18 protein-coding genes are annotated in these 22988 nt (G+C 59.2%); 11 read left to right on the top strand and 7 right to left on the bottom strand.

Annotated elements, in window-relative coordinates; all coding sequences use genetic code 11:
- Positions 1–327: 327 nt before the first annotated feature.
- A complete protein-coding gene (gene gabP, locus ACSSU5_RS07400) occupies positions 328–1719 on the top strand; it encodes a GABA permease (RefSeq protein WP_264311476.1) in 1392 nt (463 codons plus the stop codon).
- Between the two features lie 57 nt (positions 1720–1776).
- Here the strand turns inward: gabP and ACSSU5_RS07395 are convergent, their stop codons facing one another.
- On the bottom strand, positions 1777–2637 hold the full coding sequence (locus ACSSU5_RS07395) for a LysR family transcriptional regulator (protein WP_492560906.1): 861 nt from the start codon (positions 2635–2637) through the stop codon (positions 1777–1779).
- Positions 2638–2965: 328 nt separating this feature from the next.
- Between ACSSU5_RS07395 and ACSSU5_RS07390 the strand changes: the two genes are divergently transcribed.
- The 4 genes from ACSSU5_RS07390 (at position 2966) to ACSSU5_RS07375 (ending at position 8354) form a co-directional block, all read left to right on the top strand.
- Positions 2966–4513 carry an MFS transporter gene (locus ACSSU5_RS07390; RefSeq protein WP_492560905.1) on the top strand — a complete coding sequence of 516 codons (1548 nt, stop codon included), beginning with the start codon at positions 2966–2968 and terminating at the stop codon, positions 4511–4513.
- A 101-nt stretch (positions 4514–4614) separates the two neighbouring features.
- Positions 4615–5082 carry a hypothetical protein gene (locus ACSSU5_RS07385; RefSeq protein ID WP_492560904.1) on the top strand — a complete coding sequence of 156 codons (468 nt, stop codon included), beginning with the start codon at positions 4615–4617 and terminating at the stop codon, positions 5080–5082.
- A 164-nt stretch (positions 5083–5246) separates the two neighbouring features.
- Positions 5247–7634: a TonB-dependent siderophore receptor gene (locus tag ACSSU5_RS07380; protein WP_492560903.1), complete on the top strand. Its 2388-nt coding sequence runs from the start codon at positions 5247–5249 to the stop codon at positions 7632–7634.
- 129 nt (positions 7635–7763) lie between these two features.
- Positions 7764–8354 (top strand): TetR/AcrR family transcriptional regulator, encoded by a 591-nt coding sequence (locus tag ACSSU5_RS07375; protein ID WP_264311481.1) that lies wholly within the window; start codon positions 7764–7766, stop codon positions 8352–8354.
- A 16-nt stretch (positions 8355–8370) separates the two neighbouring features.
- Here the strand turns inward: ACSSU5_RS07375 and ACSSU5_RS07370 are convergent, their stop codons facing one another.
- Positions 8371–9879: an MFS transporter gene (locus ACSSU5_RS07370; RefSeq protein ID WP_492560902.1), complete on the bottom strand. Its 1509-nt coding sequence runs from the start codon at positions 9877–9879 to the stop codon at positions 8371–8373.
- 92 nt (positions 9880–9971) lie between these two features.
- Positions 9972–11771 (bottom strand): ABC transporter ATP-binding protein, encoded by a 1800-nt coding sequence (locus ACSSU5_RS07365; protein WP_492560901.1) that lies wholly within the window; start codon positions 11769–11771, stop codon positions 9972–9974.
- 196 nt (positions 11772–11967) lie between these two features.
- Between ACSSU5_RS07365 and ACSSU5_RS07360 the strand changes: the two genes are divergently transcribed.
- Positions 11968–13002, top strand: coding sequence for an alpha/beta hydrolase family protein (locus tag ACSSU5_RS07360; RefSeq protein WP_492560900.1), 1035 nt, complete (start codon positions 11968–11970; stop codon positions 13000–13002).
- On the opposite strand, the gene ACSSU5_RS07355 is transcribed toward ACSSU5_RS07360, so the two are convergent.
- Together ACSSU5_RS07355 and ACSSU5_RS07350 are read right to left on the bottom strand one after the other, a co-directional pair.
- Positions 12980–13600, bottom strand: coding sequence for an FMN-dependent NADH-azoreductase (locus ACSSU5_RS07355; protein ID WP_492560899.1), 621 nt, complete (start codon positions 13598–13600; stop codon positions 12980–12982). The genes ACSSU5_RS07360 and ACSSU5_RS07355 overlap by 23 nt on opposite strands.
- The gene (locus ACSSU5_RS07350; RefSeq protein WP_492560898.1) at positions 13597–14046 is read right to left on the bottom strand and encodes a GNAT family N-acetyltransferase; all 450 of its coding nucleotides are present in this window, start codon (positions 14044–14046) and stop codon (positions 13597–13599) included. The genes ACSSU5_RS07355 and ACSSU5_RS07350 overlap by 4 nt, the downstream gene beginning before the upstream one ends.
- 91 nt (positions 14047–14137) lie before the next feature.
- Here ACSSU5_RS07350 and pdxR point away from each other — a divergent pair, with 91 nt between their 5' ends.
- On the top strand, positions 14138–15535 hold the full coding sequence (gene pdxR / locus ACSSU5_RS07345; protein WP_492560897.1) for a MocR-like pyridoxine biosynthesis transcription factor PdxR: 1398 nt from the start codon (positions 14138–14140) through the stop codon (positions 15533–15535).
- Positions 15536–15581: 46 nt separating this feature from the next.
- Here the strand turns inward: pdxR and ACSSU5_RS07340 are convergent, their stop codons facing one another.
- Positions 15582–16469 carry an SDR family oxidoreductase gene (locus ACSSU5_RS07340; protein WP_492560896.1) on the bottom strand — a complete coding sequence of 296 codons (888 nt, stop codon included), beginning with the start codon at positions 16467–16469 and terminating at the stop codon, positions 15582–15584.
- Positions 16470–16583: 114 nt separating this feature from the next.
- On the opposite strand from ACSSU5_RS07340, the gene ACSSU5_RS07335 reads away from it, so the two are divergent.
- Entirely contained in the window at positions 16584–17501 is a 918-nt protein-coding gene (locus ACSSU5_RS07335; protein WP_492560895.1) for a LysR family transcriptional regulator, read from the top strand.
- Positions 17502–17549: 48 nt separating this feature from the next.
- Here the strand turns inward: ACSSU5_RS07335 and ACSSU5_RS07330 are convergent, their stop codons facing one another.
- The gene (locus tag ACSSU5_RS07330) at positions 17550–18494 is read right to left on the bottom strand and encodes a LysR family transcriptional regulator (protein WP_492560894.1); all 945 of its coding nucleotides are present in this window, start codon (positions 18492–18494) and stop codon (positions 17550–17552) included.
- 94 nt (positions 18495–18588) lie between these two features.
- Between ACSSU5_RS07330 and dsdA the strand changes: the two genes are divergently transcribed.
- The 3 genes from dsdA to ACSSU5_RS07315 are packed head-to-tail and all read left to right on the top strand — an operon-like array spanning position 18589 to position 22797.
- Positions 18589–19905 (top strand): D-serine ammonia-lyase, encoded by a 1317-nt coding sequence (gene dsdA, locus ACSSU5_RS07325; protein WP_492560893.1) that lies wholly within the window; start codon positions 18589–18591, stop codon positions 19903–19905.
- A gap of 57 nt (positions 19906–19962) precedes the next feature.
- A complete protein-coding gene (locus tag ACSSU5_RS07320; RefSeq protein WP_264311492.1) occupies positions 19963–21270 on the top strand; it encodes an MFS transporter in 1308 nt (435 codons plus the stop codon).
- 18 nt (positions 21271–21288) lie between these two features.
- Positions 21289–22797 carry a M81 family metallopeptidase gene (locus tag ACSSU5_RS07315; RefSeq protein ID WP_492560892.1) on the top strand — a complete coding sequence of 503 codons (1509 nt, stop codon included), beginning with the start codon at positions 21289–21291 and terminating at the stop codon, positions 22795–22797.
- Positions 22798–22988 lie beyond the last annotated feature (191 nt).

Here is a 22988-nt window from a genome sequence, read left to right as displayed (position 1 = left end):
TTTGTGCAAGGGCGATACACATCCAAATGAAAAACGATAGCTTCAGACGGCCTGATGGCGCGTTTGGACATGCCAATCGCGACATCTGGCGGGAATGGAAAAGCGTTGTCGTGATCGCACACTTGCGGGACGTTCTCGTGTAATTTCCCTACGCCTTACGGGGCTTAAATGGACCCCGAATTCTGCTGGTGCGTTGCTCTGAAAGCGTGCAAAAGGCCAACAACAGCGCGTGAGTGACGTGTCATTCCGATTGACTCTCTAGGAGATAGTGTTCGCCTACGCCTGCCCCCCGTCCTTCCTTGTGTTAGCAAAAAGAGAACAAGATCAATGAACACCGTGGGATCTGATGGCAACCTTGCACAAGGTTTCAAGCCGCGTCACGTTACGATGCTGTCCATCGCGGGCATTATCGGTGCGGGACTTTTCGTAGGCTCCGGGCACGCGATTGCCGCGGCCGGGCCAGCCACCATAATTTCTTACTTCGTGGCCGGCACCCTGGTGGTACTGGTCATGCGCATGCTCGGCGAGATGGCCGTGGCGCACCCTGACACCGGGTCCTTCTCCACCTACGCCGACCAGGCCATCGGCCGCTGGGCTGGCTACACCATTGGCTGGTTGTACTGGTGGTTCTGGGTGCTGGTAATCCCCATCGAGGCATTGGCGGCGGGGCATGTGCTCAACGCCTGGTTCCCACAGGTGGACAGCTGGATCTTCGCCCTGGCCTCGGTGCTGTTGCTGGCAGGCACCAACCTGTTCAGCGTGGCCAAGTACGGTGAGTTCGAATTCTGGTTCGCGATTCTCAAGGTCACCGCCATCCTCGGCTTCATCGGCCTGGGCTTCGCGGCCTTGATGGGCTGGCTGCCCAACCGTGAAGTCAGCGGTTTGAGCGGGTTGATCGCCGAGCACGGCGGTTTTGCACCCAAGGGCTGGTCTGCCGTCATCGGCGCGTTCATCACCGTGATGTTCAGCTTCATTGGTACCGAGGCTGTGACCATCGCCGCCTCCGAGTCCAGCGACCCTTCACGCAACATCGCCAAGGCCACGCGTTCGGTGATCTGGCGGATCAGCACCTTCTACATCCTGTCGATCTTCGTGATCATTTCGGTGGTGCCGTGGAACGATCCGCAGCTGGCGGTGGTGGGGTCCTACCAGCGTGCGCTGGAGATCATGAACATCCCCAATGCGGCCTTCATGGTCGACCTGGTGGTGCTGGTGGCGGTGACCAGTTGCATGAACTCGTCGATCTACATCGCCTCGCGGATGATGTACTCGCTGGCCAAACGCGGTGACGCACCGGCCTTCCTCAACAAGACCTCCAAGGTCGGCGTGCCGCGCTCGGCGGTATTCGGCAGCACCTTGATCGGTGCGGCCATCGCCGTCCTCAACTACTTCGCGCCCAAAGGGGTGTTCGAGTTCCTGCTGGCCAGCTCCGGCGCCATCGCCCTGCTGGTGTACATGGTCATCGCCATCTCCCAGCTGCGCATGCGCCGCCGCCTGGAGCGTGAGAACGCCGAACTGAAGTTCCGCATGTGGCTGTTCCCATGGCTGACCTGGGCTGTGATCATCTTCATCGCGGCAGCGCTGGCGGTGATGATGTATACCCCGGAGCATCGCGTGGAAGTGAGCTCGACACTGGGCCTGGCGATCGTGATTTCCTTCCTGGGGATTGTTACATCGCGGGGGCATGCGCAGGCGGTGGCGGCGCGGTCGATGGGGTGATTGGCTTGATCGTCCAAGCAAAAAGTCTCACCACTGGTGAGACTTTTACTGCGGGGATCAGCGCATCATCTCGATGTACCTGATCACCGCAGGTGCCTTTTCAAAACGCCGATGAATCAGGCTCAGCCATGAGCTGGCCTGGCAGTCGGCGATGCGCCGGTAATTCACCTGCGCCAAGCTGATGCGCTGCACAACCGACTCCGGCACCACGGCGATGCCCTGGCCCAATGAAACCAACGTGATGACCGCGACCAGGCTGCCGGGTTGCGGGCCGAGTCGTGGCACGAAACCACCTTGCGCCGACACTTCGAGCGTGCCGGAAATCTGCTCGGGGAGGATGAAGGTCTCATTGGCCAGGCGTGAGGCCGGGATCTGTTGCAACTCATTGATCCGCGAGCTGGCAGGCAGGGCGAGGACGAAGCCTTCCTGGTGCAGGGCGATGGCTTCCAGTTCTTCCGGCAGCTCCATCGGCGAGCGTACGTAGGCGAGGTCGAGCAGGCCATCGCGCACCCTGCCAGGCAACTCGGCCATGGGCAGTTCGCGAATGTTCAGGCGCACGCCGGGGTGGCTTTCGCTGAAGCCGGTCACTTGCCGCTGCAGCATGCCCGAGTAGGCGGCAGAGGCTACATAACCCAATTCGATACGCCCACTTTCGCCGCGCCCTGCACGCTGCGCGCCCAGTTGCGCGGCATCGAACTGGCGTACGGCGTGTTCGGCCTCGATCAGCAACGCCTGGCCGGCGGCGGTGAGGTTCACCTCGCGCTGGCTGCGTTCGAACAAGCGCACGCCCAGCTCGCGTTCCATGTCCTGGATCTGCCGGCTGAGGGTAGGCGGAGCGATACCCAGCTGTTCCGCGGCACGGGTGAAGTGGCCGTGCTGGGCGACGCAGAGGAAGTAGCGGAAATGGCGGATTTCCATGCGGTGTTACCTGCAAGCTAATGACGCGGGCCACGGCGGCTAACAAGCCGTGAGGCTGATGGCGTTAAGGTGAGGACAACACTACAAGGCTGGTGCCATGGCGGCAAAGGTATCGGTGCTGTCAGTGATATCGCAGGGGCCGCTGCGCGCCCCATCGCAGGCAAGCCAGCTCCCACAGATACAGTGCAGCACTCAAGGCCTGCGCTGTATCTGTAGGAGCTGGCTTGTTGGGGCGCCGAACCGCTGCGATGGGCTGCAAAGCAGCCCCAACGATCTCACAGGCCGCCCGCGATCTGCATGGCAACCAGCCCGCCTTCGGAGCCTTGCCATGCCTACTCCCGCTTCCCCGCGCTTTACCCTGCTCACCGCCTCGCTGGTCTGTGCGCTGATCATCCTCGACACCAACATCGTCGCCGTCAGCCTGCCCAGCATCGCCCGCGACCTGTCCGGCTCGTTCGCCGATATCGAATGGGTGGTTAGCGCTTACCTGCTGGCCTTCGCCGCCTGCCTGCTGCCAGCCGGCAGCCTGGCCGACCGCTTTGGCCGACGGCGGATGCTGCTGATCGGCCTGGTCGTGTTCGGCATCGCTTCGCTGGCCTGCGGTGCAGCCCCCAGCCTGGTGTTCCTCGACCTGGCCAGGGCGGCCAAGGGCATCGGTGCTGCCATGCTGCTGACCTCAGCACTCGCCGCCATTGGCCATCGCTTCCACGAACCCCAGGAGCGCTTGCGTGCCTGGGCATTCTGGGGCGCCTGCATGGGCGCCACCATCACCTTCGCGCCGCTGCTCGGCGGGGTGATCGCCAGCACGCTGGGCTGGCGCTGGATCTTCTACATCAACGTGCCGCTGGTGGCGGCGCTGGCCGTGATGGTGCTGCGCAGCGTCGAGCCATCCCGCGACAGCGCCGCAGCACGCCTTGACCCCTGGGGCAGCCTGACCTTCGCCGGCAGCCTGGGCTACTTGATCTGGGCCATGATCGACGCCAACCAGGTCGGTTGGGACAGCGCCCAGACTCTGGCGCGGTTGCTGATCAGCGCATTCCTGTTCGGGCTGTTCATCATGGTCGAGCGCAGCCAGACACGGCCGATGATCGACCTGCGACTGATGCGCAGCGGGCGCTTCGTCGGTGCCCTCTTGGGCATGTTTGGCTACGCGGCCTGTGCCCAGGTGATGATGACCTTGCTGCCGCTCTACCTGCAAAACGGCCTGCAGCTGTCGGCCCTGGCGGCAGGGGCGGGGATGCTGCCGTTCGCTGTGGCCATGCTGCTGACACCCCGTGTGGGCATGCGCCTGGCCACGCATTTGAGCCCGGCCCAGGTGTTTGCCCTCGGGCTTTTGCTGGTGGGCGTGGGTAACCTGCTGTGTGCCTGGGCCGCTGGCTACGGCGGCTATACCGCTTTTGCCCTGGCGAGCGTGGTGCTGGGCGCGGGGGCCGGGCTGCTGAATGGCGATACGCAAAAGAACATCATGGCCTGCGTGCCCCGTGAACGTACTGGCATGGCCTCGGGGCTGAGCACCACTACGCGCTTCGGCGCGATTGTGCTGGCCATCGGTGTGCTCGGCGGCGTGCTGGCTGCCCGCAGCGGCCAGCTGCTGCACGAGGCCATGGCAGCGGTGGCGCCCTCGCACCTTGGCCAGGTTGCCACGATGGCTACGCGGGTTGCCGCGGGCGACCTGCAGGCGGCGTTGGCCGTGCTGGACCCCGGCTTGCGTGAAGCGGTCGCGCCCTTGGCTCGCCAGGCGTTCATCGGTGGTTTTGAAGCCGTGTTGCAGGTCGCGGGCGTCGCGGCGCTGCTGTTCGCGGTGCTGGTCGGCGTGTTGCTGAGCAGACCACTGCCGGCCCTGCAGGATGCGCTTTTGGCCGAGGGCCAGTCATGAGGCAGCGTGCGCAATGCGATTGTTTCTTCTTGACGCGCAACTAATTCAATTGGCAAATGTCATTCACTGCGCGCCAACTCAGGCTGAAGAAGGAGCTTCACATGCACAATGACGACGTAACTGCCCCAACCATCGAACTGCCTCCCGGCGTGTTCCCTCCGATGCCCGGTTATACGAATGCAGACCTGCTGTTTGTCATGAACCAGCCCATCGAAGCGCTGCTTGAACAACACAATGTCGACCCTGGCTTGATTCGCGAAACCAGCATAGCCCTGGTCAGCCATGTGTATGCGGTGTTTGAACGAGAAGATGTCGACTACCAAATCGCCACTTGGTATCAGAAGCCATATGACGAGCCCTCCAAGCGTGCGCGCAGCGTCGAAATCATCTCGGAACAGTTCGGGGTATTTGCAATAAAGGCTGCCGCCGAATCCTTGAAAGGCTCGCCATTGCTGCATCTGGGTAAGGACTTTTATATGACGTTCGTCAGCCTGGCGGGTACTTCCATCAAAGAGCACATTCTGAAGTTGAATGACCGCGACGACGGGGCATATCCAACGCAGGAATAGGGCGCACGGTAAGCCTGGACGGCGGTGTGGGAGGCTCAATAGCGCGCGTGTGACGTGTGCTGCGCAGAAACCTGAAAATAAATGAGGTGTTTTCTCATTCTCGTTCGGCTTGTAGAGAAGGCCGGAATACAGGCCAGTCCGCCAGCACTCCACGGAGCGAGAAAATGAGTTCGACCCCACAGCGCCATCCATTGAATCGAGCCCTGCACGGCGCCTTCCTGGGGCTGGTTGTCAGCAGCTATGCATTGCCATCGCTTGCGCAACCGGTGCCCGCTGATCACAACAGCCCGCTGCAGCAGTGGAACATCCCGGGTGGCCCGCTGGCGCCGGCACTCGACCGCTTTGCGCGCCAGGCGGGCATCAGCCTGTCTTACGATGCGCAGAGCATCGGCAACCGCACCACCCAAGGCGTGCAGGGCACCCTCGAAACGCCGGCAGCACTGTCGTCATTGTTGCAGGGGACCGAGTTACAGTCGGAGCAGCATGGCCCGAATGCCTACCTGATCATTGCGCAAACCAAGCCTTCCGGCCCGCTCGAACTTGGCGCGACCGAGGACTATCGGCTGGCGCCTGTCATCATCAATGCCAAGGTCAAGGCCAATGCTGACGACGACGCCGACTCGGTGGTCGCCAAGGAGCTTTGGGTAGGTGGCAAAGTCGCGACCAGTATCCTCAACACGCCCGCGTCTGTGTCTGTCGTTACCCGCAAGGAAATGGAGCAGCGCAGCGTCAGCACCACCGAAGAAGCCCTGCTCTACACCCCAGGCGTTATCAGCGACTTCTATGGCTCGGACGATCGCAACGACTACTTCCAGATCCGCGGCTTCCAGGCCACCACCTACCGTGACGGCCTGACCCTGAGCTCGATGCGCGGTGTGCGCGAAGACCCTTACGCCTACGAGCGCATCGAAATTCTGCGCGGCGCCAACTCCACCCTGTTCGGCCCGGCCGACCCCGGTGGCTCGGTCAACTTCGTGACCAAGCAGCCGCGCTTCGAGCAGTTCGGCCAGGGCTATGTTACGTATGGCTCCTACGATCATGCCGAGACTGGCATTGATGTGGGCGATGCCCTGAACGACGAAAAAACCGTGGCCGGTCGCTTCACGGCCAAGATGCAGAACAGCGACCGCGAGTACGACCACTCGCAGGACGACAACCGCTTCGTGATGGGTGGCCTGACCTGGGCACCGACCGACTACACCTCGGCCACGGTGATTCTGGACTACCTGAAAACCGACAGTTCGCCGAACAGCGGTGGTTATCCACTGGACAAGGAATACGACCGCAGCGATTTCTACGGTGAGCCCAGCTACAACTTCCACAACGTCGAGCGCACCAGCCTCAGCGGCAACATCACCCACGATTTCGACAACGGTTTCGTGCTGCGCAGCAACCTGCGTTACAGCGAGTTGAGTGATGACTTTGGCTACGCCTACCTAAGCGATAGCCCGTCGCGTGTTGGCACCACGATTCCACGCTACGTGTTTGGTACCGACAGCGACGCCGATCAACTCAACGGCAACCTGATGCTGCAATACGATGCCCAGTTCGAGCACATCGACAGCAGCACCCTGGTGGGGGTGGAGTATCTCGACTCGACCACCACGCAAAGCTCCGTCTACGGCCTGGCGCCTTCCATCGATATCGCCAACCCGGTCTTCACCGGCGTGCCGGGCGGCATCACGCCCTATACCCGCAAGAAGAACGACGCCACGACCAAGGCTGTTTTCCTGCAACAAAACTTGTCGTTCTACGACCGCTTGATCGCGACCGCAGGTGTGCGCAATGACTCCATGGACCTGTCCAGCAAGGAGTACATCGGCGGCGCCGCGAGTGAAAACGACAGCTTCTCTGAAACCTCTTACCGCGGTGCGTTGACCTATATCGTCAACGATGAGGTGTCGACCTATGTGAGCATGGTCGAATCTGTTTCGCCGCCCCAAGTAGGCGTTACACCGCAGACGGGTCGGCAGTACGAAGTGGGCGTGAAGTATTCGCCCATGGGCATGGATGCATTGTTCTCCGCTGCCATTTATGACCTGACCCAGGAAAACGTCACCATCGCCGTGGTGCTGCCAAGCGGCATCATCGAGCAGCAGACCGTTGGCGAGTCACGCGTACGCGGCCTCGACCTGGAAGCAAAAGCGCAAGTGACGCAAGACATCAGCGTGATCGGCGCTTATTCGTATATGGAGTCCGAAGTGCTGCGCGGTGCGCTGTACGACGGCTCGTCGCTCAAGGGTAAAGAATTCACCACTGCACCGAAGCATTCTGCTTCGCTGTGGAGCTACTACAGCATCCCTGATACTGACGTGAGCGTTGGGCTGGGGGCGCGGTACGTGGGGGCTTACTACATGGATGCCGCCAACACCAAGAAAAGCGAGGGCACAACGCTGTTTGATGCGGCGTTGAATTACCAGATTGCCAAGGGGACTGACCTTGCGCTGAATGTCAGCAACCTGTTTGACGAGCAGCATGTGGTGGGGTCGGGGACGGCGAATTATTACAACCCAGGGCGGGAAGTCACTGCCAAGTTGAGTTACAGCTGGTAATACAAGGCATCCGCAGGTTACAGGTTCGCTTCGCCCACAGCCTTGTGTGTGAGGTTTTTCAAATGAGAGACTAAGTAGTCGATCTAATCCGTGCGATTGCAGGTCGGCACCTGCAACCACGGAGAAAACATGAGAAAGGTCGACCCTGAGAAACACCAGGCCAAGCTGCAGCAAATCCTCGGCGCCGCTGTGGCGTGCTTTGCCGAGAAAGGTTTTCGAGGCACTTCGACCAACGAGATCTGTGCAGCGGCGGGCATGAGCCCAGGCAACCTGTTCCACTACTTCCCCAACAAACAGGCCGTGATCGAGGCCATTGTGGAGGAAGACCGGCGTGAAATGAGCGAACGCTTCGCCCAACTTGCCGAAGAGCCCGATGCCATTCGGGCTATCGAGCAATTGGCAAAGGGCCTGCTCAAGCAGTGCGCCGACCCTGTCTACGCCAAGATAGGCGTCGAGGTCGTTGCCGAGAGCATGCGCAACCCCGAGATGGCAACCTTGGTCGCTGCCAGCGAGGCGTCGATCAAGGGCGATCTGGTCACGCTTTTGCGGCGGGGCATCGCCCAAGGTCAGATTGATGCATCCCTGGACCCGAAGATCGCTGCTACATGGCTCATCGCGCTCATTGACGGTGCAGTCTCCCGCTCCGTGCTGGACCGGGACTTCAAGCTCAAAGCCTATGCGCCAACGCTGATGCGCATGATCCGGCGCTTTCTCGAATAAGGCCTTGCACCCTGTTCTACCGCGTGCAGGCCGGTTGCTGCATGGCCCCCGATTGGGCGTGCTGGCGGACCACGCGCTGGGCCGCAAACAGGGCGAGCAGGGGCGCCAACGCGAACACGCCAAACAGCCAACCTGCAGCGCTTGCCGTGCCCACGATACCGCCTGGGTCAGTAAGCCCGGCAAGGTTTGCCACCATGCCGGCCAGCGCTGCGCCGAGCGCAGTGGCGAACAGTTGCACGGTGGTGATGGACGCCGCAGCCAAGTCCTGCTCGCCAGCCGACGCGACCTGAAACACGCGGGTCAGCAAATGCGGCCACGCCAGGCCCACTCCCAACCCGATGGCTACCAGTGCGAGGCAGATTGGCGTCATGCTTTGCCAGCCACCTGCACTTTCGGTTCGCATCAAAACGGCAAGTGTCACCATGCCGGCCAACCCAAGGATCGGGCCGGCGAGGATGGCGCGCCTGATGCCGTTGCCACTTGCCCCGGCACTGGCAAGGGACCCCAGCGTCCACCCGGCTGCCATGAGCGCGGCGAGATAGCCGGCGGCGAGGGGGGATTGATGGTGGAGCACCTGGAGGAACAGCGGCACGAAAATCTCGCCACTGGTCACGGCGACGGCCAGCAGCGACATCGTCGCATACAGTGCCCCCAGCGCAGAGGTAATGCTGAATGCACCTGCCGGCAGCAGTCGATGGCATGAGCGGCTTTCGGTCCCTATCAGCAAGGCTGTGAGGATAACGGCGGCGCCAAGGCCGGCGATGTTCCAGAGCACGCTGGGCGAGACGCTGCCGGCTGAAACGGCGAGCACTGCCGACGTCAGAAACACCAATTGGACCAGTGGCAGCGGAGCGCGGCCTGAGCGTTCAGCGCTGCGTTTGGGCAGCACGATGCCAGCCAGCAGCGCAAACAACACGGCGACCGGGATAAGCGACCAAAAAGCGGCGCGCCAGGCGCCAAGCTCAGCGAAGATACCGCCGACTGCTGGGCCCACCAACGTCGCCACCCCCCACATGCCCGAGACCAGCGCCATCGCCCGTGGCCACAGGGCTTCAGCGAAAACCAGCCGGATCATGGCGTAAGAAAGGGCGAACAGAAAACCGCCGCCGAGCCCCTGAACAAGGCGGCCGGCCAACATGATCGGCATCGATGGGGCAAACGCACACAGCAGGGCGCCGCTGGCAAACACCAGCGTGGCGACGATGTAGGCGCCACGCGGCCCCGCACCGCCCAGCAACCTCGCCGACAGTGCCGAGCCGAGGATGGAAGCGGCGACGAACAGCGTGGTATTCCATGCGTAATAGTCGATGCCGCCGATGTCCCTGACCACTGAAGGCAGAATCGTGGTCGCAATGTAGACGTTGATCGCATGGAGCACGACACCCCCGGCCAACGCCAGCGAGCGCACGCCATTGGCGCCTGACAGCAGGTCAGCCCAGCCCGCACTGGCCGGGCGATTATCCACAGGCGCTGCTGCTGACTCGGATTGCGAGCTGGTGTCAGGAGAGGCGTGATGCTTGTTCATGTCGGCTCCACTTCGTAAGTTCACCCGCCGTGGCGAGCAGGGTTTGCGAAGGCAAACCGACAACCCTTATAAAACCTCAGGTTAAGGTGAGGTCAAGCGGCATTTGCATTCATGTTCGCGATGAGCCCGGCATAAACCCCGTTGAGGTGCTCCAGCTCGGTGTGCGTGCCGCATTCAACAACGCGGCCATGCTGGAGAACGACGATCTGATCAGCATGCCGAATGGTGGAGAGGCGGTGTGCAATGGTGATGGTGGTTCGACCTTTTGACAGGGCCGCCAGGGCCACTTCCATGGCGCGTTCGGTTTTTGTGTCCAACGCACTGGTCGCTTCATCGAGCAGCAGGATCGGCGGGTTGCGCAAGATCGTGCGTGCGAGCGCAAGGCGCTGCTTTTCTCCCCCCGAGAAGCGGTATCCGCGATCGCCAACCAGCGTGTCATATCCTTGGGGCAAGGCCGACAGGCTGTCGTGGATTTGCGCGATCTTGGCCGCCGCGATCAACTCTTCATCGGTGGCGTCGGGTTTTGCGAAGCGAAGGTTTTCCGCCACGGAGGCGTAGAGCAGATAGGGTTCCTGGGTGACGACGCCCAGCATATCGGTCACTGTTTCAAAACTCAGCGTGCGCACATCCACGCCGTCATAGCGGATTTCACCGGCCGAAACGTCGTAAAGGCGCGCCAGAAGGTACCCCAGCGTGGTTTTGCCCGACCCTGTGGAGCCTACGATGGCGACGCTGGAGCCGGCTGGAATATCGATGGATACATCCGACAGCGTCGGTTGCAGGTTAGCTGGGTAAGAGAAGCTGACGTTTCTCAGTTGCACCGCGCCTTGCATGTGCTGCCGATCCAAGGTGATGGCATCGGGTTTTTCGGTGATTTCTACGGGCTGGTCGAGATACTCGAAAACGCGGGTGAACAAGGCGCGGGTGGTGCGCATTTCACGGCCGATCTCCAGTAACCCTTCCAGCGGCCAGAGCAACTGCTCCTGCAGCGCGATCATTGCCACCAGCGTGCCGATCGTCGCCGGAGCCCCCGCATTCATCAAAAAGCCACCCAGCAACAAGGTGAGTGCCGGGAACATCGACAACATCAGCAGGATCAACTGCCACTGCCACTCTCCTGCGGTGTGGGAGCGCACTTCCAGGCTTGCGACCTCTTTCGAGGTACGCGTGAAGCGTTGGGTCAAATGTGCAGCGCGCCCCAGGGTACGCGCCAGGATCACACCCGAAATCGACAGCGACTCTTGAACCGCTGCAGACATATCGCCAAGGCGCACCTGCTGTTCGTGGGTAATGGTTTCGCGCAGCTTGCCGACGCGGTCGCTGAGCAGCAGGGAGATCGGCACCGCAATCATCGAAAACAACGCAAGCCGCCAGTCGAGCAGAAACATGGCGATGGTGGTCATCACCACGATGCTGAAGTTACGCGCCAACTCGTTGGCGGTATGGGTGACGAGTGTTTGCAGGCCGCCGATATCGCTGGCGATACGTGATTGGATTTCGCCAGAGCGTGTTGCCGTGAAGAACGACAGCGAGAGCGATTGCAGGTGTGAGTAAAGCCTCACACGCAGGTCATGCATGATCGACTGGCCGATCTTCGTCGACATCACAATTTGCAGCGTGCTCAGCCCGGCAGTCAAAGCGGCAACACCAATCAGCCCGCCCGCCAGGTACACCAGCAGGCGCATGTTCGCGTCGGGTAACGCCTCGTCAATTATCGCCCGCAGCAGGAAAGGAGAAGCCATGCCGATCGCCGAGCACACCAGGATCAGGCAGATGACCCGCGCAATCTGCATTTTGTAGGGGATGAACAACGCGATGATCCGGCTTGCCGAGACATGCTTGGCTGCAAGGTCATGGTAGGTGTCGGCTTTTGCTTTGCCATGTTCAGTCATGTGTATTCCGGCCCTGTAGGCGCTGAATGGTTGCTCACCCTCGGTGAGCGTTGCTTGTATCGATTTCCCTGAGCCGAGGCCGCAACGGCGCTCTGGACGCTCCACTCGGTGCGAGTGTATTCTAGACTAAGTGCTTAGTCTATAAATCGCAAAGGGATGAGCCTAGCGGCTTGTTCCGGTGCAAGGAGAGGTTGGAGTGGCAAGAAAATTCTGGATTCTGGCTTTGGCAGGTGGCGTTTCGGTGCTGTTAGGGCTGGCTGTATTTGTGGTGCAGAACGTAGCCGACTTTGAGCTCGACGATGCGCGGGTCTCGACCTTGAGCTTTCGCTCAGGTGAAGCGGATTTGGTCGGAACCCTGCTACTGCCGACGCATGTGCAATCAGCGCCTGTGGTGCTGATCATTCACGGCGACGGCCCTATGGACCGCTTCGCCTCCCGTGGGTATTTGCCGCTTATCAATAGCCTGCTCGACGCTGGGGTAGGGGTGTTTACCTGGGACAAGCAAGGCATAGGGGAGAGCAGCGGCAATTGGCTCAACCAGTCGATGTCAGATCGCGCTACTGAAGCCCTGGCCGCACTTGCTCGCGTGCGCAAGGAACCTGGCGTTGCTGTGCATAAAGTAGGTTTTCTGGGGTTCTCTCAAGGTGGCTGGGTCATACCGCGAGCGGCCAGTGAAGGTGACCCAGACTTCTCGGTGATCATCGGCGGGGCGGTAAACTGGCGGCGCCAGGGCATCTACTACACCCGCTTGCGATTGGCAGACGAGGGGCTTACTCCAGCTGAAATTGACGTGAGGGTGCGGGCGCAATACCGACAGAACGACAAGGTGTTCGGCCATTTGAAAGCACAACACGTCCCCCATGCTTTTCCTGAGATGGACCGTGACCATTTCAACTTCGTCTTGAAAAACTACAACGAAGATGTGACGGCAGCCTTGAAAACCATGAAAGGGCCGGTGCTGGCGGTGTGGGGCGCGCAGGATGTGAATGTCAATACAGACGAAGACTCGAGCGTCTACCGGGCGCTCTTTACGGGTGTCAACGGAAGGCAAGTGGTTGTCGTCCCCAACGCCACGCATAGCCTGTTGCGAGCAGGGTTATTCAATTATCAGTTGGTCTCGCAATGGCCCCTATGGAAGGAGTATTTGTTCGTGGCGCTTGGGCGTCGCGCCTATGCGCCCGGCACTTTGGCCTTCATCAGTGACTGGATCAAGCGCCCAGCAGGTCTTTGAACAGAGGCTCCTGTGACAGCCGAGCACGGGTATCTTCAAGCGTTAATCGCACGGCCGCATCACCGAACACCAAGCCCTGAAGGTAGGTGAAATGTGGATTGAACAGGCCTAGCGTACTCAGTACCTGGCGCAGGTAAGGCGTCAGAAAGTCCGGTTGCCGCGCTGATTCGCCTTGGTGAAAGCCACCTGAGCCCACCAGCACGTACACCGGACGGTCTTTCAGGAGCCCGGTCTTGCCCTCCGGGCCTGAACGGAATGTCCGGTGAATACGCAGCACGTAATCGACCCAGAGCTTGAGTGCGGCGGGCAGCGTGAAGTTGTGCATCGGCGTGGCGATGAGCAGGATATCGCTGCGTTCCAACTCGCCGATCAGTGCTTCTGAGAGCTCGAACACCGGTGACTCGAACGGCGTGGGGGTAGCCAGGGCGTGGGCGTAGTCCCTATCGAGCGGTGGCAGCGGATACTTGCTCAGGTCGCGTTCGACCAGTTCGAGCTGCGGATACCGACGGCGCAAAGACGCCACTAACTCCAGCGCCACCTGATTGGCATGGGAGACGTGGCCATGCGGGCTGGCATTGATCAAAAGCACAGTGTTCATGATGGCTGATTCTCTGTTTGAAGGCGCTGGGTGAAGTGCATGCCGTGAGCCAGCAATCCCTGGCGAAAATAGAAACGTTGGGCCAACGGCATGTGCAGCCCGGTGTCCAACACGAAATGGGCGCAACCGCGCCGCACCGCCTCTTCGCGAACCGCATTCAGCAGCCTCGCCCCCAGGCTACAGCGCTGCACGTCGGGCCGCACCACCAAGTCGTCTACGTAAAGGAAGCGCCCGTAGAGCAGGTTTTCCAGCTCGCGGTAGCCGGCCAGGCCGACAGCCTGTTCACCGTCCAGCGCGGCCAGTAGGCGGTAGCCTTGCTGAGTTTGCCGAGCCAGTTGCTCCACATAGCTGTCGCGATCGGTGACATGCGGGCGCAGTACCTGCATGAGATCGAAGCTCGCCTGAAAGCCATCCCGGTCTTCGAGGTGTTGCAGTGTGTAAGGCATAGCCGTCGTCCACTGTAGGAGTGATGGCTGACCTTAATGCGCCAATGACTTAAGCTACAGGGCCGAAAAGTGCATAAACGACTGGGCCAAGATGCTTCCCTTCACGCTGGACCGCAGCCAGTCAGAGCCGATCTATCGTCAGCTCTATCACCGCTTCCGTGAGTCCATCGCCGACGGCCGCCTGCGCCCAGGCGACCGGGTACCTGCAGTGCGCGCGTTGGCGGCGGAGTTGAACCTGGCGCGAGGCACGGTGGAGGCGGCTTACCAGTTGCTGATAGTGGAGGGCTACTTGATCGCCCGGGGCGCCGCCGGAACGGTGGTCACACCGCACCTGCCCCCCGTATCCACCCTCACGCCCCGCGCTCCAGTGGCCTCGGCACAGTACCAGCCCACCCATTGCGGTGAGCTGCCGTTGGCCCTGCAAATGGGGTTGCCGGCGCTGGATGCCTTCCCCCGCAAGCTCTGGACAAGGTTGGCAGGCCGCCAACTGCGCCAGGCAGGCCTTGAGGGGCTTGTCTACCCCGACCCGCGAGGGCATGCCCCTTTGCGCGCGGCCATCGCGGCCTACCTGGGCATTTCACGGGGTATTACCTGCCACCCGGAGCAGGTGTTCGTGTGTGCAGGTTATCGCGCGTGCCTGGACCTGATCAGCCACACATTGATGCGCCAAGGCGACACCTGCTGGTTGGAAGAGCCCGGCTACTTCATGGCCAGGAATGCCCTGCTGGAAGCCGGTGCGCAGTTGGTGCCAGTCCCCGTGGATGAGGACGGGCTCGACGTCGCGCAAGGCATCGCCCGTGCCCCGGATGCACGCTTTGCCGTGGTTACGCCGACCCACCAGAGCCCACTTGGCGTGTCTTTGTCATTGCCGCGCCGGTTGGCGTTGCTGGACTGGGCCAACCGGCGCGGTAGCTGGGTTATCGAGGACGATTACGACAGTGAGTACCGCTATCAGGGTAAGCCCTTGCCCGCGCTCAAGAGCCTCGACCAGCAGGGGCGCGTGCTTTACACCGGGACCTTTAGCAAGGTGCTGTTTCCGGGGTTGCGTTTGGCTTATCTGGTGGTGCCGGCGGAGCAGAGCGAGGCGTTTGCTCGCCAGGCGGACCGGTTGCATAACCACTGCCCGCAGGTGCTGCAGGCGACTGTCAGTGCGTTTTTGCAGGAGGGGCACTTTGCGCGGCATCTGAAGAAAATGCGCAGCCTTTATGGGGTTCGGCGGCGGTGGTTGGTTGAGGCGCTGGGGGCGCAATTTGGGGGGCGTTTGCTGATCGACCCTCAAGCGGGGGGGATGCACCTGGTTGTAGGGCTTCGGGAAGGTGATGATGTTGAGATTGCGCAGCGTGCTCGCGCGCTGGGCATTGCTGTTGAACCGCTTTCACGGTGGTACCTGGAGGCTGAACCCAAGCAGGGGCTGGTGCTTGGGTTCACCAACATTGCCAGTGCTGAACAGGCATCGAAGGTGGCGGTTCGATTGGCGCAGATGCTCTAGGGCTGCTTAATGGCCAGGGTGAGAGTCGCTGCTACCGAGCCAGCGCTCAGTAGGCAAATGCGCTGCGATGCTTGTGTATGAACGCCCTCCAGCGAACAGGCTCGCGGCCGGTAATCTGCACAAAATTGTCAAACGTCTCTTCAACCCCTGGAATTGCCCGTGCGGCAATGCGTTTGAAGTTATCCGCCACACATTGCATGTACGCCATCTCGGCACCGGCCGCGCGCATGTTCTGCAGAAACACAGCCGGTGAAAGTGCTTCGTAGCGGAAGGGTTGCCCCAACAACTCGCTCAAGATTGCCGCGATCTCGTCGTAGGATTTTGCGTCGTAGCCCAGCCGATAGGTTTTCCCAGCGTGGGTGTCGGGGTGTAGCAACGCCTGGCCAGCAACTGCGGCGACGTCATCGCCATCGACCCAACTGAACGGTGCATGGCCGGTATATTGCTGAATGACGCCAGCGTTCACTGCTTGGGTGCCGTCGTAGCTGAGCAGGTTCTGCATGAAGGCTTCCGGGCGTAGATGGGTAAACGTGAACCCCGCCCATTCAATGTAGCGCTCCACAAACTGATGCCAGGCCCAATGCCCCACCGTGGTGTCGTCACGTCCGCACGCGCCCAGATGCACGATGTGTTTCACCCCGGCCTGTTTCGCGCTATCGAGAAACGCCTTGCTCTGGCGCAGCATGTCCACGGTATAGCCAGTGACCAGAAAGACCCGGTCGATGCCTTCCAAGGCAGGGGCCAGCGTCTCTTCTCGATCAAAATCCAGCATGACCGTGCGAATACCCCTGGCTGCAAAAGCCTCGGCTTTGGCGGCTGAACGCACGGCTGCCACCAGCGTGATGGAGTCGTCGGCCTGCAGCTCGCGCAGCGTGGCGCTGCCAATCTGGCCGCTGGCGCCAGTAATAAGGACCGTCGGTTTGTGCAAAGACATGAACATACCCTTGTGGTGATGAATTCAGTGATTGCCAGCTTACCGATGAAAACAGGTCGGATTTACGATACGTTTTACCCAATGAAATGAACCAAATTCATTAATAGGAGGTTTATGTTTTCTTCCGAGCGCTTGAAAGGCATCGATGTATTTGTCTGTGTTGCGGATGCCGGCAGCTTCAAGACTGCTGCCGAGCGCATGAATTTGACGGGGTCGGCCATCAGCAAAAGCATTGCCCGGCTGGAGAGCAGGCTTGGGGTTCGGTTGTTCAATCGCACAACCCGCAGTTTGGCACTGACCGACGCCGGCACAGCGTTCTATCGCACGTGCACGGGTGTGCTGGGCAGCCTTGAAGAAGCAGAGTTGTCGCTGCACGCCGAGCACAGCGAGCCTCGCGGCAGGCTGCGCATCGATCTACCTGCGGCCTTCGGCCGTTTGCAGGCACTGCCGGTCATTCTGCGGTTCGCCCAGGATCACGCCTTGCTGCTGCCGCACATTTCGTTTTCTGACCGCTTCATCGACCCGGTCGAAGACGGCGTCGATATCGTCGTACGCGTTGGCGGCTCTGATGTCTGGCCGCCCGCACTGGGGCATCGCTACTTAGGCTGCGAGCGGCATATCTTTTGTGCGTCGCCGGCCTATTTGAGCAAGCACGGCACGCCTTTGCATGACCGCGACCTGGAGCGTCACCACTGCATCGCCTACGGCCGAGCAGATGGAACGGTCAGCCCTTGGCGTTTTTCGGGAAGCCGGCCCGGCGAGACCGAGCGCAGGGTCATGCCCGCCCGCTATGTGTTGGGCGACGGAGAGGGCCAGGTAACGGCGGTACTGGCGGGATGTGGCATTGCACAGCTACCGACGTGGTTGATCAGCCGTCAGCTTGAGGACGGTACGTTGGTGGAGGTGCTTCCGCATTTGGCTACCGAAGGGTTGGCCATCAATCTGGTGTGGATCAAAAGCCGCCAGATGCTGCCCAAGGTCAGTGCTTTGCTCGACGCGCTCACCGCTGGCCTGGTGCTGCCGGGGCGGTGAAGGGGGCAGGTGTGGCACATTGGGGCTCGTGATCCAAGGTCCAATCGGTCAGGCGAGATTGAGAATGGCTCGCCTGTCATTCACAAACTGTTTGCAGGCGGCCTTCAACCATTCAGCAAAAATGTGTACGCGCTGGTCCTCATCGCCTCGGCGTAGCATGACATAGCGCGCAGGTGCGATGACCTGCTTTTTGAATGGGTCAATTAAACGCCCACTCATCAAATCATCATAAACCAGTGCAGCACGTCCCATGGCGATTCCCTGCCCATTCAACGCTGCGCTGATCGCCAAACTGGAAAGGTTAAACTGAGGCCCCTCTATCGAACCTTGATAGTCTGGCATATGGGCGCCCAGCCACGTTCGCCACTCGATATATTCGGGCGCATCCATCCAAGGCGAAGCATCGTGTAGTAAAACGGCGTTAGCCAGCGAGATGTGGCCATCTACTTGCAGGTGCTCCTTGACATAGTTGGGCGTCGCTACCGGGATGAGGTATTCATCCATAATGAAATCCGCGTGCAGATAACTATAACTGACCGGGTCAAACCGGATGGCGACGTCGATGTCTAACGCATCCATCATATGCTTGTCTAATGACTGAAACTCCGCTTTGAGCCTCACAGAGATATCGGGCTCCTGACGATTGAAATCCGTCAGCCGGGGCATAAGCCATTGCAACGTGAAGGAGGGAAGGCAATTTATTTGCAAGGGAGCGTTCAGCAGGCTGAGGCGGTTTATCGTTTGCTGCAACTCGTTAATGAGCCGAGAAGTCACTTCTATGAGCACAACGCCCTTCGACGTCAGCTCCAGCCCCCGGGGGTGACGCACGAATAACGGGTATCCGAGCCTGTTCTCCAGGTGTCTAATTTGTTGGCTAACTGCACTTTGCGTCAGGTTCAGCTCTGCGGCAGCGCGCGTGAAGCTCAGCAAACGCCCCGACGACTCAAAACACCTGAGACCGCCTAACAGTGAGGTGTCCAGATTCGTACCCATAAGCCCACCTAATACCACCCTTAGAAACCATCGCTACCGACAGGCTGCCGATAGCCCTAGTATCCGTTGAAAACTATCCTATCGGGAACCGACGATGCACTGTGCAAAATTGGATGAAATTCTAGTAGAAAAACTTGTGGCAAAGCAGCCCCTGCTGTGGTGCAACCCGCACCTGGCGGCGGGCGACCCCGGCTCCAATTCAATAGACCCTCGTGTTGACGAAGCGCGAGCGCGGCTTGATCGATGTGGCCCGCTGCTGGTGCAACTGTTCCCGGAGCTGGTGACCAGCAAGGGTGTCATCGAATCTGCGCTCATGCCTGCCCGCCCTTTCCAACAGGCAACGCTCCCAGGGTGCGAACAGCCCGGCCACTGGTTCATCAAGCGAGATGACCAGTTGCCAATCGCTGGGTCGATCAAAGCACGGGGCGGCTTCCATGAGGTGCTCGCTTTTGCAGAGAAGGTGGGAGCAGCGCACGGCCTTTTTGCGCAGGGAGAAGATCACACAGTTCTGGCAAGCGAGAGAGCCAAAGCCCTTTTTTCACAGTACTCAGTGACGGTAGGCAGTACTGGAAACCTAGGCCTCAGTATTGGCGTGATGGCAGCCGCACTCGGTTTTGATGCAGTGGTCCATATGTCGGCAGATGCAAAGGCGTGGAAGAAAGACCGCCTTCGTAACCGTGGGGTTCGGGTGGTTGAGCATGAGGGGGACTATGCCGAGGCCGTAGAGGCTGGACGCGCTTTAGCACTGCAATCGGATAAATGCCATTTTGTCGATGATGAACGCTCACCCCTTCTATTTTTTGGTTATGCCGCCGCCGCCGCTCGGCTTGCAGAACAACTCGCCGAGCAAGGACGTCCGGTAGATGCTGACAATCCACTGTTCGTCTATCTACCCTGTGGCGTAGGGGGCGCACCAGGCGGGATTACTTATGGATTAAAAGGCCTGTTCGGTGAGCACGTGCATTGCTTCTTCGCAGAGCCTGTTGCTTCACCTTGCGTATTAGTTCAGTTGGCGTCTGGCAGCGATGACCCCGTTTCTGTGTACGACATTGGCCTGGATAATAAAACGGAAGCCGATGGCTTGGCGGTCGGACAGGCTTCAGAATTTGTCTGCCCCTTGATGCGTAAACAGCTTTCTGGGGTATTCACCGTAGCGGATGATGATCTCTATCTCCAACTACTTGCACTGAGAGACTCAATGGGTGTCGAAGTCGAGCCGTCCGCTGCAGCAGGGTTTTCAGGGCCAGACTGGATAATTAACTCAGCAGAGGGAAAAGCTTACGTCAAACATCACGGGATTAATCTGAATAACGTGACACATGTGATGTGGGCTACCGGTGGCTCTCTCGTGCCGCCAATTGAACTTAATGGGTTTATCACTAAAGCCGAGCGCATCAAGAGCCAGATGTAAGGCGCTCGCCACACCTTTGTCAAACTGCCGATCTCAAAAACTACAAGGAGCAGTCAAGTGGGCTATTCTATAGAGGCTTCACTCAGCACCCCTGAAAAGTCCTTTGCTGATAAGACGTATCGTAAAGTTGCTCTGCGCTTCATCCCTTTTTTGATGCTTTGCTATGTGGTGGCTTATCTTGACCGGGTGAACATCGGTATTGCCAAGTTGAATATGCAGGCTGATTTGCAATTCAGCGAAGCGGCCTATGGTCTTGGGGCTGGGCTGTTCTTCATCGGCTATCTGCTTTTTGAGGTGCCCAGTAATTTGATTCTCCACCGGGTGGGGGCACGCGTCTGGATTGCGCGGATCATGATTACCTGGGGCATCCTCTCCGCGATGATGGCCTTCGTCACAGCCGACTGGCACTTTTACACGCTGCGTTTTCTGCTCGGTGTTGCAGAGGCCGGTTTTTATCCCGGTGTTATTCTTTATCTTACCTATTGGTTTCCCAATCGTCGCCGCGCAAAGATGACGGCCATTTTTCAAGCGGGCATTCCAATGGCTGGATTGATCGGAAACCCCCTGTCCGGTTGGATCATGGAGCATTTTCATATGGTCGGCGGACACCCCGGATGGCAATGGGTGTTTGTTCTAGAGGCACTGCCAACCCTGCCACTTGCGGTTGGCGTTCTGCTGATTTTGTCCAACAGGGTTCAGGATGCTCAGTGGCTGAGTACCGAACAAAGAGCCCTGATTGAGCGCGATATCGCACAAGACGACCACGCGCGGGAGCATCTGTCCTTCCTGCAAGTTTTGCGTGATCCGCGCATTGTTAAAATCATAGCCATGACGTTTGCTGCAATGATGGCGCTGTACACACTCGGCTTCTACTTGCCCACCTTGGTGAAGGATGCAGGCGCTAGTGGAGCGACTGAGATCGGCCTGCTCAGTGCTATTCCGTACCTGTTCGCCATGATCACAATGGTATTGGTGGGCCGCAGCTCCGATAAGCTGGGTGAGCGTCGTTGGCATTTGGCTGGGGTGATGGTGGCAGGCGCTGTTGGGCTTTTCGCCAGCACCTTCGCAGGGCAAAACCTGTACATGGCTATTTTCTGCCTATCGATTGCAGCGGGCGGCATTATTAGTTTTTCACCCATCATGTGGACATTACCGACGACATTCCTTGGCGGAGCCACCGCTGCGGCATGCATTGGCGTCATCAATAGCCTGGCCAACTTGGGCGGTTTTGTTTCACCTTATCTTATTGGATGGGTTCGAGACACTTACCACAGCACGACGCCCGCGATTTATTTAATAGCCAGTGCCCTTCTAGTGGGTGCAGTCATATCCCTTACGCTGGACAAGACCCAATTTAGCCGCTAACGGCATGGAGGTATTACTGTGTTCGCTAACCCGACTATCACCTTGGCCGTTGCTGGCATCATTCACGAGACCAATACCTACACGACTGAGGTTTCAGGCCCGACGCCGCTGAGTGCATTTGAACAATATTGGGGGGATGAGATCGTGCATGCCTTCCAAGGCGCCAACCATCAAGTTGGTGGTTTTATCGAGGGCGCAAGGCTTGCCGGTGTTCAACTAAAAAATACGTTTTTGGGCCAGGCAACGCCATCCGCCATCATTGAGGCGGGCGCCTATGAGGCTATGAAGCAGGAAATACTCTCTGGTATCCGTGGCGCTATGCCCGTACAGGGTGTTTTGCTAGCGTTACATGGGGCAGGGGTTGCGCAGGGCGTCGAAGATATTGAAGGTGACCTTGCTCAAGCGGTGCGCAATTTAGTGGGTCCCGAAATTCCAATAGCGGCTGTCTATGACCTGCATGGAAATGTTACTCCACAAATGCACGAAGCCTGCGATATCTCGCTTCCCTGCAGGCTATATCCCCACACAGATTTTCTGATGCGCGGGGTTGAGGCAGTAGATCTTACTATGCAGATGCTGAGAGAAGGCTTTAAACCTTTTACAGTTATCCGGCGTCTACCGATGCTGCCCTACATCGTAACGACTCAGGAAGGTTTTATACCCTTTCGGGTCAACGAAATCTGCCGAGAGCTTATGAGCCGGCCAGGTGTTATCGATTGCTCTTGGTTTCACGGGTTTCCTTACGCCGATATCGCTGCACCGTGTCCGACTGTCATCTGCACAACGGACAACGATGAAGGTCTCGCCAATAGCTGTATAGATACCGTCGCCGAGTGGATATGGGAAAATCGAGAATCCTTCAGGCCCACGCACCCTTCGCCTGACGAAGGCATTGCCCTGGCACTCAAGAGTGACAAGCGGCCTATCGTGATTAACGAGTATGCGGACAATCCCGGAGGCGGTACGCCTGGTGATGGAACCTATCTTTTACGTGCATTGTTGGAGGCCAACCTGCCTTCTGGTGAGTGCTGTTTTGCCTCAATTAATGATGCTGCGGTAGTTAAACAAGCGCAGCGTGCGGGGGTGGGGGCGACGATACAGATTTCACTGGGTGCCAAGCAGGGGCGTTTTCAGGGTACGCCGATTCAAGCGACGGCCTACGTGAAGTCCATCACGGATGGGCGATTTGTAAACCGTCCTGGGGCGATGTTCGAAGGGGTGAAATTTGATCTAGGGGCAATGTGTCGGTTAGTGATCAATGGGGTGGACGTAATTGTGGCTTCGCGTGCAGAGCAGGTTTATGACACGGAACCTTTTTTGCTGCATGGTTTGGATGTGGGTAACCATAAGATCATTGCGATTAAGGGGGCTAATCATTTTAGGGCTTTTTACAATAGGGTGGTGCAGCAAATTATTACAGTTGATAGTGTCGGGCTTAGTACAGCAGATATCACTTCGTTCCCACGTCGTAATTTAGTTGGCGAGTACTGGCCGCAGGATGATTTGAAAAAGGCCTACCGGTTTTAAGGGGGGCAATGTGTTCGGGTGGAGGATAGGTAAGGCGAAGGGGGCGAGGAAGCGGAGTGCAGGGGCGTACAGGAGCATTCCGTGAGTTGGGCGTAGGTTTGCTCAGTAGCACTAAAGCCGGCGATTTTGCGGAGTTCCAGGCACAAAAGAAGACGCCCTAGGGCCCTAGGCGTCTTCTTTTTAGGATTTGC

It is taken from the genome of Pseudomonas sp. E1MeOHC2, assembly GCF_058745025.1.
Note: the sequence above shows the minus strand (reverse complement) of the source record. Positions and strands in the feature narration are given on the sequence as shown.